This is a genomic window from Acinetobacter sp. ANC 4910 (genome assembly GCF_004331035.1).
Classification (GTDB): Bacteria; Pseudomonadota; Gammaproteobacteria; order Pseudomonadales; family Moraxellaceae; genus Acinetobacter.
The window spans coordinates 118,426-135,699 of the sequence record NZ_SJNT01000007.1; the positions used below are offsets into that span (position 1 = coordinate 118,426).

Annotated in this window: 18 protein-coding genes; 7 read left to right on the forward strand and 11 right to left on the reverse strand. The window is 39.7% G+C overall.

Annotated features, from left to right (window positions below; all coding sequences use genetic code 11):
• Positions 1-7: 7 nt before the first annotated feature.
• The 8 genes from E0H82_RS09595 to E0H82_RS09630 form a co-directional block, all read right to left on the reverse strand.
• The gene (locus tag E0H82_RS09595; protein ID WP_131264427.1) at positions 8-457 is read right to left on the reverse strand and encodes a 2-amino-4-hydroxy-6-hydroxymethyldihydropteridine diphosphokinase; all 450 of its coding nucleotides are present in this window, start codon (positions 455-457) and stop codon (positions 8-10) included.
• On the reverse strand, positions 414-794 hold the full coding sequence (gene folB / locus E0H82_RS09600; protein ID WP_131264428.1) for a dihydroneopterin aldolase: 381 nt from the start codon (positions 792-794) through the stop codon (positions 414-416). Before folB ends, E0H82_RS09595 begins: the two co-directional genes overlap by 44 nt.
• Before the next feature lie 82 nt (positions 795-876).
• Entirely contained in the window at positions 877-2,175 is a 1,299-nt protein-coding gene (locus E0H82_RS09605; RefSeq protein WP_116759703.1) for an ABC1 kinase family protein, read from the reverse strand.
• 48 nt (positions 2,176-2,223) lie between these two features.
• Complete coding sequence (locus tag E0H82_RS09610; RefSeq protein WP_131264498.1) at positions 2,224-2,967, reverse strand: HesA/MoeB/ThiF family protein; 744 nt, start codon at positions 2,965-2,967, stop codon at positions 2,224-2,226.
• An 811-nt stretch (positions 2,968-3,778) separates the two neighbouring features.
• A complete protein-coding gene (locus E0H82_RS09615) occupies positions 3,779-4,015 on the reverse strand; it encodes a spore coat protein U domain-containing protein (RefSeq protein WP_131264429.1) in 237 nt (78 codons plus the stop codon).
• Positions 4,016-4,226: 211 nt separating this feature from the next.
• Positions 4,227-5,870 (reverse strand): AMP-binding protein, encoded by a 1,644-nt coding sequence (locus E0H82_RS09620; RefSeq protein WP_131264430.1) that lies wholly within the window; start codon positions 5,868-5,870, stop codon positions 4,227-4,229.
• A gap of 196 nt (positions 5,871-6,066) precedes the next feature.
• Positions 6,067-7,203: an acyl-CoA dehydrogenase gene (locus E0H82_RS09625; protein ID WP_131264431.1), complete on the reverse strand. Its 1,137-nt coding sequence runs from the start codon at positions 7,201-7,203 to the stop codon at positions 6,067-6,069.
• 78 nt (positions 7,204-7,281) lie between these two features.
• Positions 7,282-8,052: a 3-hydroxyacyl-CoA dehydrogenase gene (locus E0H82_RS09630; RefSeq protein ID WP_131264432.1), complete on the reverse strand. Its 771-nt coding sequence runs from the start codon at positions 8,050-8,052 to the stop codon at positions 7,282-7,284.
• 140 nt (positions 8,053-8,192) lie between these two features.
• Here E0H82_RS09630 and E0H82_RS09635 point away from each other — a divergent pair, with 140 nt between their 5' ends.
• From E0H82_RS09635 to E0H82_RS09645, 3 genes are all read left to right on the forward strand, one after another.
• Positions 8,193-9,212 carry an AraC family transcriptional regulator gene (locus E0H82_RS09635; protein WP_131264433.1) on the forward strand — a complete coding sequence of 340 codons (1,020 nt, stop codon included), beginning with the start codon at positions 8,193-8,195 and terminating at the stop codon, positions 9,210-9,212.
• Between the two features lie 176 nt (positions 9,213-9,388).
• The gene (locus E0H82_RS09640; RefSeq protein ID WP_131264434.1) at positions 9,389-9,739 is read left to right on the forward strand and encodes a hypothetical protein; all 351 of its coding nucleotides are present in this window, start codon (positions 9,389-9,391) and stop codon (positions 9,737-9,739) included.
• A gap of 137 nt (positions 9,740-9,876) precedes the next feature.
• A complete protein-coding gene (locus E0H82_RS09645; protein WP_131264435.1) occupies positions 9,877-10,788 on the forward strand; it encodes a bestrophin family protein in 912 nt (303 codons plus the stop codon).
• A 120-nt stretch (positions 10,789-10,908) separates the two neighbouring features.
• Here E0H82_RS09645 and prmC read toward each other — a convergent pair whose 3' ends face one another.
• Both prmC and prfA read right to left on the reverse strand, forming a co-directional pair.
• Complete coding sequence (gene prmC, locus E0H82_RS09650; RefSeq protein WP_131264436.1) at positions 10,909-11,721, reverse strand: peptide chain release factor N(5)-glutamine methyltransferase; 813 nt, start codon at positions 11,719-11,721, stop codon at positions 10,909-10,911.
• Positions 11,721-12,809, reverse strand: a complete 1,089-nt coding sequence (gene prfA, locus E0H82_RS09655) for a peptide chain release factor 1 (RefSeq protein WP_131264437.1) — start codon at positions 12,807-12,809, stop codon at positions 11,721-11,723. Before prfA ends, prmC begins: the two co-directional genes overlap by 1 nt.
• A 353-nt stretch (positions 12,810-13,162) precedes the next feature.
• Here prfA and E0H82_RS09660 point away from each other — a divergent pair, with 353 nt between their 5' ends.
• The 4 genes from E0H82_RS09660 to E0H82_RS09675 all read left to right on the forward strand — a co-directional run bounded on the left by E0H82_RS09660 (position 13,163) and on the right by E0H82_RS09675 (position 16,221).
• Positions 13,163-13,594, forward strand: a complete 432-nt coding sequence (locus E0H82_RS09660) for a glycine zipper domain-containing protein (RefSeq protein WP_131264438.1) — start codon at positions 13,163-13,165, stop codon at positions 13,592-13,594.
• Between the two features lie 238 nt (positions 13,595-13,832).
• Complete coding sequence (locus E0H82_RS09665) at positions 13,833-14,345, forward strand: hypothetical protein (RefSeq protein ID WP_131264439.1); 513 nt, start codon at positions 13,833-13,835, stop codon at positions 14,343-14,345.
• A gap of 124 nt (positions 14,346-14,469) precedes the next feature.
• Positions 14,470-15,474: an LLM class flavin-dependent oxidoreductase gene (locus tag E0H82_RS09670; RefSeq protein WP_131264440.1), complete on the forward strand. Its 1,005-nt coding sequence runs from the start codon at positions 14,470-14,472 to the stop codon at positions 15,472-15,474.
• A gap of 180 nt (positions 15,475-15,654) precedes the next feature.
• Positions 15,655-16,221, forward strand: a complete 567-nt coding sequence (locus E0H82_RS09675) for a flavoprotein (protein WP_131264441.1) — start codon at positions 15,655-15,657, stop codon at positions 16,219-16,221.
• 131 nt (positions 16,222-16,352) lie between these two features.
• On the opposite strand, the gene E0H82_RS09680 is transcribed toward E0H82_RS09675, so the two are convergent.
• Positions 16,353-17,189 (reverse strand): pyruvate, water dikinase regulatory protein, encoded by an 837-nt coding sequence (locus tag E0H82_RS09680; RefSeq protein ID WP_131264442.1) that lies wholly within the window; start codon positions 17,187-17,189, stop codon positions 16,353-16,355.
• Positions 17,190-17,274 lie beyond the last annotated feature (85 nt).

The window sequence follows — 17,274 nt, forward strand, 5'->3', positions numbered from 1 at the left end:
CACGTTTTTATATGTTAACAACCTCAAGGCATTTCACTGTAGGGAACTGATGCTTTGAGTCTTCAAAACTTGGATCTGACCACACATCTGCCATCGGAATTTTCACATCGAGTGCTAAGGGCATTTTTTTAGGATTAAATTGCATCTGCCCTAACGAGATTCCCCATGCAATGAGATCAACATCCAAAGATATTTGATGAGATGGACGAACACGACCTGTATCTGCTTCCCATTGCTTTAATTGTGCAATGATTTGCTCTGGGTTTAATTTTGAATGCAATAAGCAAGCTGCATTCCAATAATCAGCCCCCACAGCATCACGACATGGAATCACATAAATCTTGGAAAACTCAACCTTACCAAGCTCACATATCTGATGATAGGCATAACGAAAATTTTGCTGGGGATTAAGATTACTCGCCAGTGCTAAGGCGTAAATCGTTTCGGTGGCGTTCAATACGAATTCCTACAGAATTGGCTTCTGCAATAATGGCAGGCTTACGAATCGTAATTTTAATCGATTCTATCGCAGGATAGGTAGAAAAAAGCGCATTAAGTACCAATTTTGCAGCATGTTCAATTAATTTAGGCTGAGCTTTTTGAATGACCTCGGCGGAAATGCTACAAATTTCAGCATAGTTTAATGTATCTTCGAGCTCATCTGAACTGGCTGCTGCTTCCAAATTGGTATGAATCATCAAATCCAACATTAAAGGTTGAACGATTTGTCGCTCCCAATTGAAGCAACCTACCACGGTATTCACCTTTAAGCCTTCAATGACTATCGCATCCATAACATGATCCTTAAATTTCAAACTATTCATGGCTAAGGCGCATTACATTTTAACCATGAATAGCAGAGTAGAAATTTGAATATTAATTTTTCAACATCAAACTTGGATCAATAGTTTGCACCATTTGCAAACGCTGGTCTGCATAAATATCGGTATAAGGTGCTAGGACGCGCATAAATCGATCGAAATACAGCATTTGTTTGAACAATAAGGCAAAATCACGCGGGAAGCGAATACCATGACGCTCACCAACAGCAACCATGTCCATCATAATGTCATTTAAGTCCGCAGGATTAGAACTCAAAATTTCTTGTGGGTCTGCCAATAACACACCACTAAACAAGCGCTCTAAATCTGCAGCTAAAACCTGAGTATCAATAGCGACATCTGTCATACCCATTCCGAGCATACTTTCAGCCATCAGCGTATAGTTTGTTCTTTGTAGTGCATCCATAAATGCCATACAGGCAGTCCAAACCTCTGGTTTCAATTGACCTACAATACCAAAATCAATAAAACCAATACGCCCATCTTCAAGCAGCATTAAATTACCAGCATGCAAATCTGCATGGAAGCTATTACACATCATGAGACTACCAAACCAAGTATTCATTGCTGTAATAAGCACTTGTGATGGATCTTTAGAGTATTTTTTTACCACTTCAAAATCAGTCAAAGGGACGCCAAATAACCGTTGCATCGTCAATACACGGCGCGTTGAAAACTGATGGTAAACCTTTGGTGCCGTTGCCGCTTTGTTGTTTGTCGCATTTAGATAATTAACGAAGTCATCAATATTTTGCGCTTCTTCAATAAAGTCGACTTCACGCACCATCCGCGTTTTAATTTCATCGACGATGTCTGCTAACGAAGCGAATTTAACTTTGGGTACTGCTTTTTCTAAAATTTTGGTCGCCCAATGCAATACATTCAAGTCGGTATATAGAATCGTTTCTACACCCGGTTTTTGAATCTTAAGTACAACATCTTCACCTGTGACCAACTTTGCAGCATGTACTTGTGCAATCGAAGCAGATGCCAGTGGCTTTTCCTCAATTGAAGCAAAAATTTCATCTAAATTACGACCAGCAAACTCAGAAGCCAAAACCTGTTGGACATAACTAAACGGTAAGGACGGCGTCTGATCCAGACAGCCTTGAAATTCCTCGACAAATTCACGCGGAAATAACGAAGGGGTACTTGCAATAAATTGACCTAATTTAATATAAGTCGAACCTAAATCTTCAAAGGTTTCACGCATTAGCTTGGCATTACTGGGCTTCTCAGTGGCGTATTTAAAGCCCGCCTTTGCCGCAACAACTGCGGTTTCACCCATACGGGCAACGGAACGCAGTCCATCTAGCCAGATATTATTTTTCATCATATTTAAATTTGGTTAAAAATGCATAGCACAGAGTTTAGCAAAAAATTACCGCATTAAGGATGATCTTGCCTGACAGTCTGGACAATTTTGATCTTTCTCAAATGCCAAAATTCGTTGTTTCATACTTAAACCATCCCAGAGCAACAGTTTTTGCAGTAATGGCACATGGTTTAAGCCTAAATACAATAAAGCATGATGCGCTTGTAAACTGGCCATCACATTCGGTGTAGTCGAAAGTACGCCCGAATCTGCACAGCGTAGACTTTCATTGTCATGCTGCTCTTTAGGGAACAGGCAGTTGTAACAAGCCGAATCCCCCTCCACCATGAATAACTGTCCTTGGAAACCAATTGCAGATGCACTAATCAAGGCCACATTCTGCTGTTTACAAATTTGGTTAACCAAATAACGTGTGGTGAAATTATCACAACCATCAAGCACTAAATCTTGTTCGCTAACCAATGATATGGCATTGGTTTCATCTAGTTTAGCAACATGATGTTCCACCCGAATATGTGGATTAATTTGAGCTAAACGTTTCGCCAAAATCTCAGCTTTATAAAAACCAATATCCAATTGAGTAAATGCAATTTGCCGCTGCAAATTACTCATTTCAATATGATCCGCATCAATCAAGGTAATTTTACCAACCCCTGCGCGTGCCAATAATTCTGCAACTGTACAGCCAATTCCACCACAACCCACAATCAGAACATTGGCTAATTTTAGTTTTTCTTGAGCCTCCAAATCCCAACCGTCCAACAAGATCTGTCGGCTATATAAATGCATTTCTTCGTCTGTTAATTCCAGATCATTTTCAGATACCAAGTTCACTGTTCTTCCGTTGAGAGTTTTCTATAACTACTGGGCGATTATAAGGGATAACTTGGCTTTGGCGACTAAGTATTATCACACTGAATATGTGACGTTTTCCTTCCACCAAGCACTGTTGAATTAGAATATGTACAGTTACATGGCTTCACTTCAGACGAATTTATATGTTTCAGATATGTTGAAATAGAACGTATAAATATATAAATCTCGCACTTTATAAAATTATATTCTTCTGATTTTCCCGCATGTACTTTGGCCGTAGCATCTGTCTATATTATTTATGCAGCACAACAATACCCAACTTCATTTAATGTCAGCTTTAGCATTAAAGAAATGTGTAACGTCAAAATAGTCAATGGAACAAACTCGATTTTGGTACAGTTAAGCGCGCATCGAAGCCCAATATGCAAAGTACAATGACCTCAACAGAGATAAATGATATCAGCATCCCTTACATCCTTTATCAAGATGCCAATCGTATAACCTTGAGAGGAGTTGAAACTCAAACTGCTTTCAAAACACTGGTACTGGTCCTACCTGTGCGGGGAACAGTAAATCAATCCAATGCAAATGTTCCTATAGGTGTTACAGTGACAAAGTTGCTGCTGTCATTACCTATTAGTAGGGTGATGTACTGTAATGGTGTCCTGATATTCACCTAGTGAAACACGCCATGTACTTTAGGGACCTTTCGATAAATCTGAATAGTTTATGCTCCATTCATTCCCACACCCTGTGAAGTATTCGTACTACTCCACGGCTGCTTCTAAGTCGCGTTTTGATAGAGTTTATAGTCAATGTAATCTGTACCATTTCGCATACGGCGACTTGTACCATCATAATTTAAACTTTGGTCCGAGCCTACGTTCCATGTTGTATTGAGTGAGCAAGACGGATTTACTGTTGTACTACGCGTAACACCTTTCGCTAAATTATCAATATGACCAAAATTTAAATCTGAGGCTGTCACAAGGTTACAACTATTTTCATAGTTAGCAGTTATACTTAGGCTATTTTAAGTTTTATTCGAGGATTCTTTTCAACATATCCTCTGTACTCGGCTGTATATCGCTCATTTATTCTTGATAAAGGCTTTTTACAAATTTAAATCACATGAAAATATATATATTAAAATTCTAAAAGCAACCCTATTCATTGGTATAAAAAAACGCCCCGAAGGGCGCAAGAGCAAAATTAATTTAGTTTAAAAAGTATTAACACGCTCGCTGTATTTGCTGTAACGCAATCTCTTGTTGTTTTAAAAGATTACGTTGGATTTTACCGCTGGATGTTTTAGGCAGGCTTTCTACAAATTCAATTTCTTTTGGATAAGCGTGTTTCGATAAGCGAGATCGGACATACTGCTGTAGTTTTTGATTCAGATGTTCATTTGCCTGATATTGTGGCTTCAAAACGACAAATGCTTTCACAATTTCAGTACGCTCTGGATCTGGCTTGCCAATCACAGCAGACTCTAGAACTTCCTCACACTCTAATAATGTGCTTTCAACATCAAAAGGACCCACACGATAGCCTGATGTTGTAATTACATCATCATCACGTCCAATAAAATCTATACCGCCAAACTCATTCAGTTGAACCATATCACCCGTCAAATAATAGTTGCCCACAAAGGATTTACGATTCTGCCCATCATAGCCTTTAAACCAAAATAAAGCGGATTTTGAACAATCTATTGCCAAAGTACCCACTTCACCCTGTTTTACTTCCTGATGCTGTGCATTCAGGACTGCGAAGCGATGCCCAGGGATGGCAAAGCCCGCAGAACCCACTTTTTTCGGATGTGCTAATGCATGATGATTTGCAATGACCATTCCAAGTTCTGTTTGCCCATATTGATCATAAATATTGACGTCTAAATCATGATTAAACCAATGAATTACTTCTGGCGTCAGTGGTTCACCTGCACTGCTCACCACACGTAAATGCTGTTTAATTGACGCATTAAATTTCTCTTTGAATCCGAAGAACATTCGAAAAGCGGTCGGTGAACCAGTCAAATTAGAAACTTTATGTTTTTGAATCACTTCAATGGCTTGATCTACATTAAATGCGCGCTCATCCATAATAATGCTATGACCTAAACTGAGCGGACCTGTAATGCCATAATACAAACCATAAGCCCACCCCGGATCTGCCAGATTCCAAAAAGAATCTTCTTCACGCAAATCTACAGCATGGGTCATATAGCCTTTAAAGGCCAAAATCGCACGTAATGGTACTGGAACCGATTTCGCCAAACCTGTCGTCCCTGATGTAAACATCATCAAAAAGTCATCATCAAAATGCCGCATTACCGCAGGACATTCTGTATCTTTCGCATTAAGTTCTTGCCAGAAATCTGCATCGGTTTTAAGGCTGTGTTTGTCATGATATACAGTCAGAATTTGAGTAATATGGATATGATTCAACTTAGCGCGCTGTTCGGAATTAGTCACAATTAGTTTTGTTTGAGCAACCTCAACACGATGCTCAATCGCCTTAGACTCAAATGCAGTAAATAAAGGCTGATAAATTGCACCAATACGCCAAGTCGCTAATACAGTAATCAGTAACTCGGGGGTTCGTGGCAAAAGCCCTGCAATACAATCCCCCGCCTGAATTCCAGATTGCAGGAAATAATTTGCCAGTTTACCTGAAGCTTCATCCAACTGCTCAAAGCTCCAACGCTGTGATTCACCTTGTTTACCTTCCCAAATCAACGCTGTTTTATGTTGACCTAGATAGCGTGCACAGCATTCAACATAAGCATTTATGGCTTGGGGTGTTCCGACCAAATTGTCGTGAATTGCTTTTTCAAGACTGAATTCCTGATGGGCTTCTAATAACGTCTTCATGACTACAACCTCTTCCTTGCACAAAGCTCCTCGCCTTGTATTTTTAGCTTTTATTGTTTTCCACAATCTATTTTAGAATTGGGTGATCTGTAGCTAGCTAATCATGCCTTGATGGATGCATCAATTTCCAAATCCATCAATCTAATTGCTGTTTTATGCACATTGAGAACACAATGTCTCAATGTGCGAATCTGTTTTAAACTTGGGTAATCTCTCGGGCAATCAACAGTCTTTGTATATCGGATGCACCTTCATAAATTTGGCTAACACGCACATCACGATAAATACGTTCCACTGGAAAATCATTTACATAGCCATAGCCCCCGTAAATTTGAATCGCGTCGGAACAGACTCTTTCTGCCATAGTAGATGCAAACAATTTGGCCATTGAGGCTTCTTTTAAACAAGGTTGTCCCGCATCTTTTAGACTTGCAGCATGTAAAATCAGTTGTCGTGCTGCTTCAATTTGGGTTGCCATATCAGCTAAACGGAAAGCCACAGCTTGATGCTGTACCAACTCCACCCCGAACGTCTTACGTTCATTGGCATATTCAATGGCCGAATCTAACGCCGCGCGAGCCATACCGACAGACTGCGCCGCAATGCCAATACGCCCCGACTCTAAATTGGATAATGCAATCTTGTAACCTTGCCCTTCTTCACCCAATATATTTTCCGCAGGAATTCGACAATTTTCAAATACAATGGTGGCTGTGTCTGAACAATGCTGCCCCATTTTCTCCTCAATTCGCGACACGATATAACCCGGGGTATCCGTTGGTACAAGGAAGCAAGAAATGCCTTTTTTCCCTGCGGATTTCTCCGTCACAGCAAAAACAATTGCTAACTGTGCATGCTTGCCTGTCGTAATAAACTGCTTTGTTCCATTCAGAACCCATGTATCGCCATCACGCTCTGCACGACATTGCAATGCTCCCGCATCAGATCCTGCCTGCGGCTCAGTTAAGCAAAAGCAGCCTAACCACTCTCCTGTTGCCAGTTTTGCTAGATATTTCTGTTTTTGTTGTTCCGTACCATATTTATAAGTAATGCCACATGGCAACGAATTTTGCACACTCACAATTGTGGAAATTGCACCATCACCCGCTGCAATTTCTTCAATCGCTAAGACCAGTGAGACATAATCCAGACCTGCACCGCCCCATTCTGGCGGTATGGTCATACCCAACGCACCGAGCTCACCCAACTGCTTTAACTCTTCGGCAGGAAATTGCCCAGTTCTATCACGCTCAGCCGCTGTCGGTTTCAGTTGTGTTTGCGAAAAATCACGCAACATCTCCTGAACCATTTTTTGTTCATCATTTAAAATCATGTAAATACTCTTACTTATTTTCTATTCTGTCTTTTGCACATCCAAATTGTGCAAACTTATTCATTACAGTATTTAGCTTTATTTTGGAGCCATACGAATCGCACCATCTAAACGAATCACTTCACCATTCAAATAGGTATTTTCAACAATGTGCCCAACCAGACTTGCAAATTCTTCAGGTTTCGCTAAACGTGGTGGAAACGGCACCATTTGTCCTAAAGCATCTTGCACATTTTGTGGCATACCTTTAAGCATCGGGGTTTCCATAATCCCTGGTGCAATTGTCATTACACGGATCGCATTTCGTGCCAGTTCACGGGCAAGCGGTAAAGTCATAGCCACAATTGCACCTTTTGATGCCGAATAAGCTGCTTGACCAATCTGTCCATCGTATGCGGCAACGGAGGCTGTATTAATAATCACACCTCTATCTTCTTCATCGTTTTTCAATTCATATTTCGCCATCAATTCCGCAGCAAAACGAATCATGTTAAAGCTACCACTAACGTTGACATCTAAAACTTTCTGAAACATTGCCAAGTCATGTAAGCCTTCACGTCCCAAAACTTTTGCAGAAGGTGCTATTCCAGCACAATTGACTAAACCATTCAGTTGACCAAAATCTTGCTCGACATTTAAAAAGAAAGATTTCACGGTTTTCTCATTGGTGACATCTAAAGGATAGAACTTTGCATTTTCCCCCAAATGTTGTTTTAAGGCATATCCTAGTTCTTGATTCATATCAACAAACGCAACACGAGCACCTGCATGTATCAGATATTTAACTGTCGCTGCACCTAAACCTGAAGCACCACCTGTGACCACAAAAACTTTATTTTGAATTTTCATTTCCCTGTCCTATCTTTTTGAAAGTTCATACTCGACTTTAGCTTCAGAGTAAACACTGTCAAGCTTGAGTACAATTTCCAAATATTGCATTATTAATGATGGATTTGGACAGTGGAATGCCGAACGATTTGGATTTTTACATGCACGAACAACAATTAATTTTTGACAAAGGCAGCATTTCAATGACCTTGGTACAGGAGGCTGTACTTTCTGCACATCACCAAGGACTCAATATTCAGGAAATTTTACACAGTGCAGGCATCCCCACAGAATTAATGCAATCCAATAAAGCTCGGGTTTCTATTTCCCAATATGCCCAACTTTGGATTGAACTGGCGAATCGTATGAACGATGAGTTTTTTGGTATGGATCATCATGCTTTGCGGCGTGGTAGCTATCAATTTATTTCTAAAGCCGTCATACAGAACGAAACGCTTGAAAAAGCACTGAAAGATATATTAAAGTTTTTTAATTTAGTATTGGATGATTTCCAAAGTGAATTAATTCTTGAGCAGCATGTTGCACGTATTATTATTCATGATAAAAAGCAGCCAAAGCGCATGTTCAGTTATGCGACCTACCTGATGTTAATTCATACTTTAATGTGTTGGTTAGCCAGTCAACGTATTCCCCTCAACTTAATTCAGTTAAAGTGCGAAAAACCGATAACAGATGAAGATTATCGTATTCGGTTCTGTTCCAACATTGCCTATTTTGCCGAACAAAACGTCGTCGAGTTTGATCGAGACTATTTAAATATTAGAATTAAACAGGATAAAAAATCGTGGTATGAGTTCATTTCACAAACGCCACACAATCTCTTGGTCCGCTTTAAAAACCCGCATGCACTCAGCACTCAAGTTCGTAAATACTTACTGCAAGCCCCGCCTTCGGAGTGGATTGAACTGAATGTACTGGCACAACAGCTCAATATGTCAGAAGCAACGGTGCGCCGCCGACTCAACAATGAAGGCTGTAATTACCAACAATTGAAAAATGATATTCGTCGTGATACAGCAATAGAACTTTTAACCAAAACCCATAAACCTCTACATGAAATTAGCGATGAACTAAACTTTCATGACCCGAGTGCTTTTCATCGTGCTTTTAAAAAATGGACTGGACTAAGCCCAGGTGCATATCGTCAATCCAAAGAATAAGCATCCTCACAAAGAAATGATAAAGCCATAGTTTTTTTATTACTGCTCAGTCATCTAGATTGAATTGCAAATTTCGCCATATTAGTATATTTTTCACTCAATTCTAAAGCATAATTTTATGCTTATTTTCGGCTGTACTCCTCCTGTTTTATCACCTTAACTTAAAGGTAAACGTTATGTTTAAGATGATTGATGTACTAGATCAAAATCTCGTGCAAAATTTTACCCATTCTCTAAACTCCCCAACAGAATTGGATGAATTATTTAATCAAAGCCTACTCAATGTTTCGGAAGTTGAGCTACAAAATGTGATAGCCCAATTTTTTTCGCAACATGATGCAATGGCAAAAGCGAAGGCACTCGAACTGAGCGATGAAGCTATTCTGCGCTTAAAAACAGGTGAAAATCTGACTCAAGGCACAACGCTTACTCATACCTCTAAAATTGTCGCGCTTTGCTTAGCCGAAGAAATTGATGCTTTTTCCCAAGTTGAGATTTCTGAAATTTCGGCCGATTATTTAGTTTAGAGTCGTATTTCAGACATTTCGGTCAATTAGAAAAGACGACTTTCATGTCGTCTTTTCTTTTAAATAACCAAGCTGTCTCTTGCACAACACAGTTTATCTATGGAACACTGTCGTTGTGATAGAGATGGTGTAGATCAATGATTGTTCGAGATAAAAATAATAGTTTTAGATTACTTTTTGCATGGTCTGGTACCATACTTCCTAAAGTACTACCTGCACTATTAATCGTCATATTGATTTCAGCAATTCTGGTTTATCTCTCTTCACATCAATACTTTACTGTTCCTGCGGTTCCAGCGATTGGCTTTACCATTTTCGGTATCATTCTCTCCATTTTTTTAAGCTTCCGTAACAATGCCTGTTATGACCGTTGGTGGGAAGGACGAAAACTTTGGGGAGCATTAATTGCAAATTCACGTCATATCTCTCGTGATTCGCATGTTCTCAATACTGAACGTCGCGACATCTTAATGTATCGCGTCATGCTGTTTACCCATTTATTACGGGATCGACTCAGAGCTCAACCCCAATCTTTTGAGTTTTATCACGATAAAGTTGATTTCAATTCAATGCAGTTGCAACAACTCAGCAAAAAAATTAATGCTGCACAATATGTACTTGAAACCATTCAAAAAGATTTAGTCCTTGCTTTACGCCATGCAGAAATATCCGACATTATTTACAATAGTTTAAATCAACATATTGTCGAATTAGGCAATATTCAAGCAGGTTGTGATCGTATTTTAAGTACCCCTTTGCCTTTTTCATATTCAGTACTTTTACATCGTACCGTTTATTGTTTCTGTTTTATTTTGCCTTTTAGTCTTGAAGCCAGTTTAGGTATTTGGACTCCAATTTTAGTGGGTTTGATTGCTTATTTATTTTTGGGTTTAGATGCACTAAGTTCACAAATTGAAGAACCCTTTGGCTTACAAGACAATGACTTACCACTTAATTCAATTGTGCGTTTAATTGAGCGGGAAATGTCGGAGTCACTTGATATTGAACTACCACCTGCAATTCAACCAACTCATCATAATTTAACTTAATCTTTGCATATTCTAGACTGTACAACATTCCTAGAAAGCGGTTCATTTCCAATAACATGAAAAAGCACAACATGAAGGTTGTGCTTTTTTAAATTTTGCAATTACAAAACGGGAGAATTACTACAGTTGCCCCAAAGTGACGCGGTCATTTCCACCATAATCTTTGACTGTTCTGACTTCTTTAAAACCTGCTGCTTTAAAGATATTACGCACAGCTTCACCTTGGTCATAACCATGTTCAAGTACAATCCAACCTTGTGCTGCTAGCCATTTTTTACCTTGCTGAATAATATGTTCAATATCTGCCAAGCCTTGTTTGTCCGCAACCAAAGCTCGTTCAGGTTCAGAAACTAGATTCAACATATGCTCATCTTTTGCATCAATATAAGGTGGATTAGACACAATCACATCAAAATATTGACGATTCAACGCAGTAAACCAGCTCCCTAAAAAGAACTTCACCTGTGTTAAATCATGCTTTTCAGCATTATGCAGCGCAACGTCTAAAGTTGGTTCATAAATATCTGTTGCAACCACAGACCAGTTTGGACGCTCACTTGCCAATGATAATGCAATAGCACCCGTACCTGTTCCTAAATCCACAATACGAGTATCTTCGGGCAAATCAAGACGTAAAACTGTTTCAACCAACACTTCAGTATCAGGACGAGGGACTAAAGTATCTTTAGTCACGGTCAGGTCTAATGTCCAAAATGGTTGTGAGCCCGTGACATAAGCCAAAGGTTCCCCTGCTTCAATCCGCGCCAAGGCAGCAACATATGCCTGCTCTTCTTCTTCAGTCAGGACTTGATCTTTTTTCATGACCAGATCAAAAGAATCAATTTTGGTAATGTGTTCTAACAACCATGCATTCTCTTGACGTTCATAACTCTCGGCTTCACCACGTAAAGCCAAAGCTTGGGCAATATTCATTATCCACCATTCTGCTGTGCAAGCATCGCAAGCTGGTCTGCTTGATATTCACGATGCAAACTATCAAGCAATTCGTTTAAATCACCTTCCATTACAGCATCCAACTTATATAAAGTTAAGTTGATACGATGGTCAGTCATACGCCCTTGCGGATAGTTATAAGTACGGATTCGTTCAGAACGATCACCCGAACCCACCAAATCGCGACGCATTTCAGAAGTTGCAGCATCAACCGCAGCACGTTTGGCATTTTCTAAACGTGAAGCCAATAAAGCCATCGCTTTGGCTTTGTTTTTATGCTGTGAACGCTCTTCCTGACATTCCACTACAGTTCCTGTAGGAATGTGGGTAATACGAACTGCTGAATCGGTTTTGTTGATGTGCTGACCACCAGCGCCTGAAGCACGATAGGTATCAATACGTAAGTCTGACGCATTAATTTCAACCGTTGTATCGACATCAATTTCAGGCAAAATCGCAACAGTACACGCTGAAGTATGTACCCGACCTTGCGACTCCGTCGCAGGGACACGTTGTACACGGTGGGCACCACTTTCAAACTTCAAGCGGCCATAAACCCCTTCACCATTCACTAAGCAGATGACTTCTTTATAACCACCGTGCTCACCTTCATTTTCCGAGAGTACTTCAATACGCCAACCTTTCGATTCAGCATACTTGCTATACATACGAAATAAGTCACCAGAGAAAATAGCCGCTTCATCACCGCCCGTTCCTGCACGGATTTCTAAATAGGCAGAATTCGCATCATTTGGATCCTTAGGAATCATCAAAATATTGAGATCAGCTTCAAGCTGTTCAATGATTGCTTTATTTTCCTTAATTTCTTCTTGAGCCATTTCCTTAAAGTCTGGATCAGACAACATGGCATTTGCAGTTTCAATGTCTTCTTCTGCTTGTCTATACTTCGCCCAAACTTCTGTAATTTCACTTAAATCACTATGTTCGCGTGATAATTGACGAAAACGCTTGTTATCCGAAATAACCTCAGCATCAGCCAATAATGCTGTTAACTCTTCATGACGGTCAGAAAGCTGATCTAATCGTAAACGTAACGATTCTTTCATTGTTTAATCTATCTCAATAACTCAGGCAGTCTAAATCAGGCTGCATAATTTCAAATTTGTGCATAGTTTACCGATTCTGCCCTTTAATTGACATATCTATTATGCTGATAAATAAGCTCTCGAAGCTTTCACTTTCCTCATCATTTATCCATCTATCCCCCTAAGAATATTGCTGCTTATTTACCTACACAATGATTAATCAGTCATAAAATGAACAATTTTAATCAAACTCATACAAAGCACTCACTTAACAGCACAACTTAGTGCCTTGCTCTCCACATTTACAACGATGCGTTTTGTTACATTTGCCGCATCAAAAAATTTCGTCCGCATTTTTGGACATGGAGAATCCGATGAAACTAAATGCTGTTTTATTAAGTACTGCATTGGCAGCATCTTCAATGTTAGCAATGAACACTCACGCTGATAGTACAACACGTGTTGCAGCAGCAAGTGCACTAGGTAGTGTTGCTGGTACAGCTGTAGGTAAAAGCATGGGCGGCAATACAGGCGCAACTATTGGTGCAGCACTTGGTGGTGCTGGTGGTGCAGCTGTAGCAAGCGACAGACGTAACCGTACAGAGTCTGCTATTGGTGGGGCTTTAGGTGGTGGCACAGGTTATACAGTCGGTAAAAGCATGGGTGGCACGAGTGGTGGATACATTGGTTCTGCATTAGGTGCTGCTGGTGGTGCTGCATTAGGCAACAAAATTTCTAAAGATAAAGCTGAAGAAAAAGCTAAATCATCACGCAAATGGAAAAAACGTCACCACCACTACCGTTAATTCCTACAGTCCCAGCATTCAAGCACCATTAGGTGCTTGTTTTATGTTGAATTAAAAAGTGAGATCTGAAATTGAAGTGATGGTTTCTATAAAACTGTAATTGTGAATTTGTTATGAAGAGACAACACAAAGTAATGACAAAACCCTCATGTACACATACAAAGCCCTTCATTTTAATCCGCTCAACTCTTTTAAATTGGACTCAAGTACATAGCACTATGAAAAAATGGAGTTTGTAATGAAACTAAATCATGTAATTTATGCCTCATTAATCGCGACCACAATGATGGGGACTGCTTATGCCGATAATGGTACTCGCGTTGCAGCAACATCTGCCTTAGGTAGTGTCGCAGGCACAGCAATCGGTAAACAACTAGGTGGTACAACAGGTGCCATGATTGGTGCTGCTGTTGGTGGTGCTGGTGGTGCCGCTGCTGCGAGTGATCGACGAAATCGAACTTCTGCCGCTATTGGTGGTGGTCTTGGTGGTGCTGGTGGTTACACTGTAGGCAAAAATGTTGCAGGAACCAATGGTGGCTATGTTGGTGCAGCTTTAGGTGCCGCTGGTGGTTCAGCTCTAGGACGTAAAGTGTCAGAAGACCGTCGTGATGATGAACGCTATGATAATCGTGGCTATCGCTCAGACCGTAATTATCGCTATAACGACGATGCACGTTACAATGATCGCTCTTACCGCCATGACAATGGACGCCATTTGGGTCACTACAAGAAAAAACGTTGGGATGATTAATCCGACAAAATAAAAGCATCTTTGGATGCTTTTATTTTGTCCTTAAACAGCATATCGAAATTAAACGATATACAAAAACACTCTCATATCGTATTATTTCGATATATAGTTTTCGAGTTTGGATATGCATACTCTACAAAATACCAAATTTTCAATTCTGGAACTCGCACCAGTCCGTGATGATAAAAGTATTGCCTTTTCTCTACACCATGCCCTTGAACTAGCTCAACATGCCGAAAAATTGGGCTTTGAACGTTTTTGGTTAGCTGAACATCACAATATGGATGGTATTGCTAGCTCTGCGACAGCCGTCTTACTCGGTTATATTCTTGCCAACACACAAACACTTAAAGTCGGTTCGGGCGGAATCATGCTCCCTAATCACGCACCACTTGTGGTTGCCGAACAATTTGGGACTTTAGCCACGCTTTATCCTAACCGTATCGAGCTTGGTTTAGGTCGTGCTCCAGGTACAGATCAAGTTACTATGCGTGCTTTACGCCGTGGACGCCAAGAAACTGAAGATCAATTTCCACAAGATGTCGCGGAAATATTACAATACTTTAAGGCTCCTGAAGAAAATCAAAAAATTGTCGCGACGCCAGGTCAATCGACACATGTCCCTGTTTGGCTTTTAGGTTCTAGCCTTTTTAGCGCTCAATTGGCGGCACGTTTGGGGCTTCCCTACTCGTTTGCTTCACATTTTGCGCCAAGAATGCTCGGGCAAGCCATTCAACTTTACCGCGATAATTTCCAACCATCAGAATATCTGGATCAACCTTATGTTTCGATGGGCGTGCCTACAGTCATTGCAGACACCGACGAAGAAGCTCAGTATCTTGCGACCAGCGCCTTTCAACGTGTACTCGCCTTAATGCGTGGACATAGCCTAAAACTTAAGCCCCCTGTAGAAAGCATGCAGAACCTCTGGTCACCCGTTGAAAAAATGTCAGTGAATAACTTCTTTGCCTTAGCACAAATTGGTTCGGTTCAAACCGTGAAAGAGGGTCTTGAAGATTTACTCAAGGCCTATCAAGTCGATGAGTTTATTTTTACCTGTGATATTTACGATACTGAAAAACGCTTAGCAAACTTTAGCCATCTAATGGACATTAAAAATAACTTTTGATTCAAATATTTAACTTACAATCAAGCCTAAGGACATGTTTCTTAGGCTTTTGGAATTTACTATAGTAACAATTTATCAAAAATGACTACCGAGTAGCTGAATCAACTTTACGCAGCGGATGAATTAATATTCAATTAAAAAACAAAAAATCTGACAATAAAAAATGATTAAGGAATAATCATGCAGCAATTTAGTAAGCTGAATACTTCCAGCCATATTTTTCAACATCAAGCACAAGACTATGAAATATTTAAAGGACAGATACAGACATCAGCTGAATTAAACCTAGATACCTGCATCGGGCTAAGAGTTGCAATTATCGGGATCGATCAAAAAATTGCTGCCTTACTTGAAAGAATCCGCAATAAATCAGGCTCAGTACATGTTTTTCAGATACAACCCGCTTTAATTCTTCCACAGTCAGAATATAAATATAGCCGTTATGTGCAACATCCATTGCTCATAAAAAATAAGCGCCTCATCAATACTCGTATCAAAAGTATCTTAGCTCTTCGTTTTTTGGATTCTCAAATTAAAGACAGTTGGCTAAAACGACAACTAACCCCTAACATCACCCGTGAAAAGAAAGAATTTCTAAAATCTGATGATTATTATCACGCGCTGCAACAAGAAAAATGCCAACTTATTACTTGGCCACTCAAGAAAATTACAGAGAGCTGCATTGAATGCGTAGATGGCTCTATTTATCCTGTCGACTTAATTATCACTACAAATTTGCCTAAATAATTGCAGACAATTTCAAATGAAGTTTCATATTTATAATTAAAAAATAATTGTGTATAAAAAACCCCAATCCAGTTATTCAGATTGGGGATTAAGCCATTCCTTTTTTATATAAATACTGGATTGATCCAATATTATCCAATGCGACGTTTTAAACCCGTCATTTGCAATACACGAGTAGAAATTTCTTCAATCGACATTTCAGACACATTCAAATACTTTATTCCTTCCGAAATATAAATACCTTCAATTGCACGTAATTCCATCTGACATTGACTAAAGCTTGCATAGCGGCTATTCGCTTTACGCTCAGAACGAATCGCAACCAAACGTTCAGCATCAATCATAAGCCCAAACAGCTTATGCTTATGCGCTTTCAATACTGAAGGTAAACGATTGTCATCCAAATCTTCTTCCGTCAGTGGATAGTTTGCTACACGAATTCCAAATTGTAATGACAAATAAATAGATGTTGGTGTCTTCCCTGAACGAGAAACCCCAATCAAAATTAAGTCGGCTTTGTCGTAATGACGAGTACGAGCACCATCATCGTTATCCAGCGCAAAATGTACAGCATCAATACGCGCTTTATAAGACTCAGAATCCGTCACTGCATGGGTTTGTCCGACTAAAGTTGTAGGTGGTGTACCCAACTCTTCAGACAACTTACTAATCAGTCCTTCAAACACATCTAAATTCACGGCATTGGCCGTATTAATAATATCTCGCGCATAAGGATCAACCAAAGTATCGAACACTAATGGCTGTTGTCCATCGCGTTCAGCTCGTTGATTAATCTCAGAAACTACATTCATTGCAGCTTCTTCAGACGTAATATAAGGGATAATATGAATGTCAAAATCTACATTTGGAAACTGGGCCAGTAAAGAGTGTCCAAGAGTTTCTGCTGTGATTGCAGTTCCATCTGAAATAAAAAACACACTTCGCTTTATTTGTTTACCTTCTGACATTAAAATTCTCCTCGAATATTTGTCTAAGTGCTATATAATCATTATAGTAAACTGATCTTACATGACTGTCGCTTAGTAAAATTAA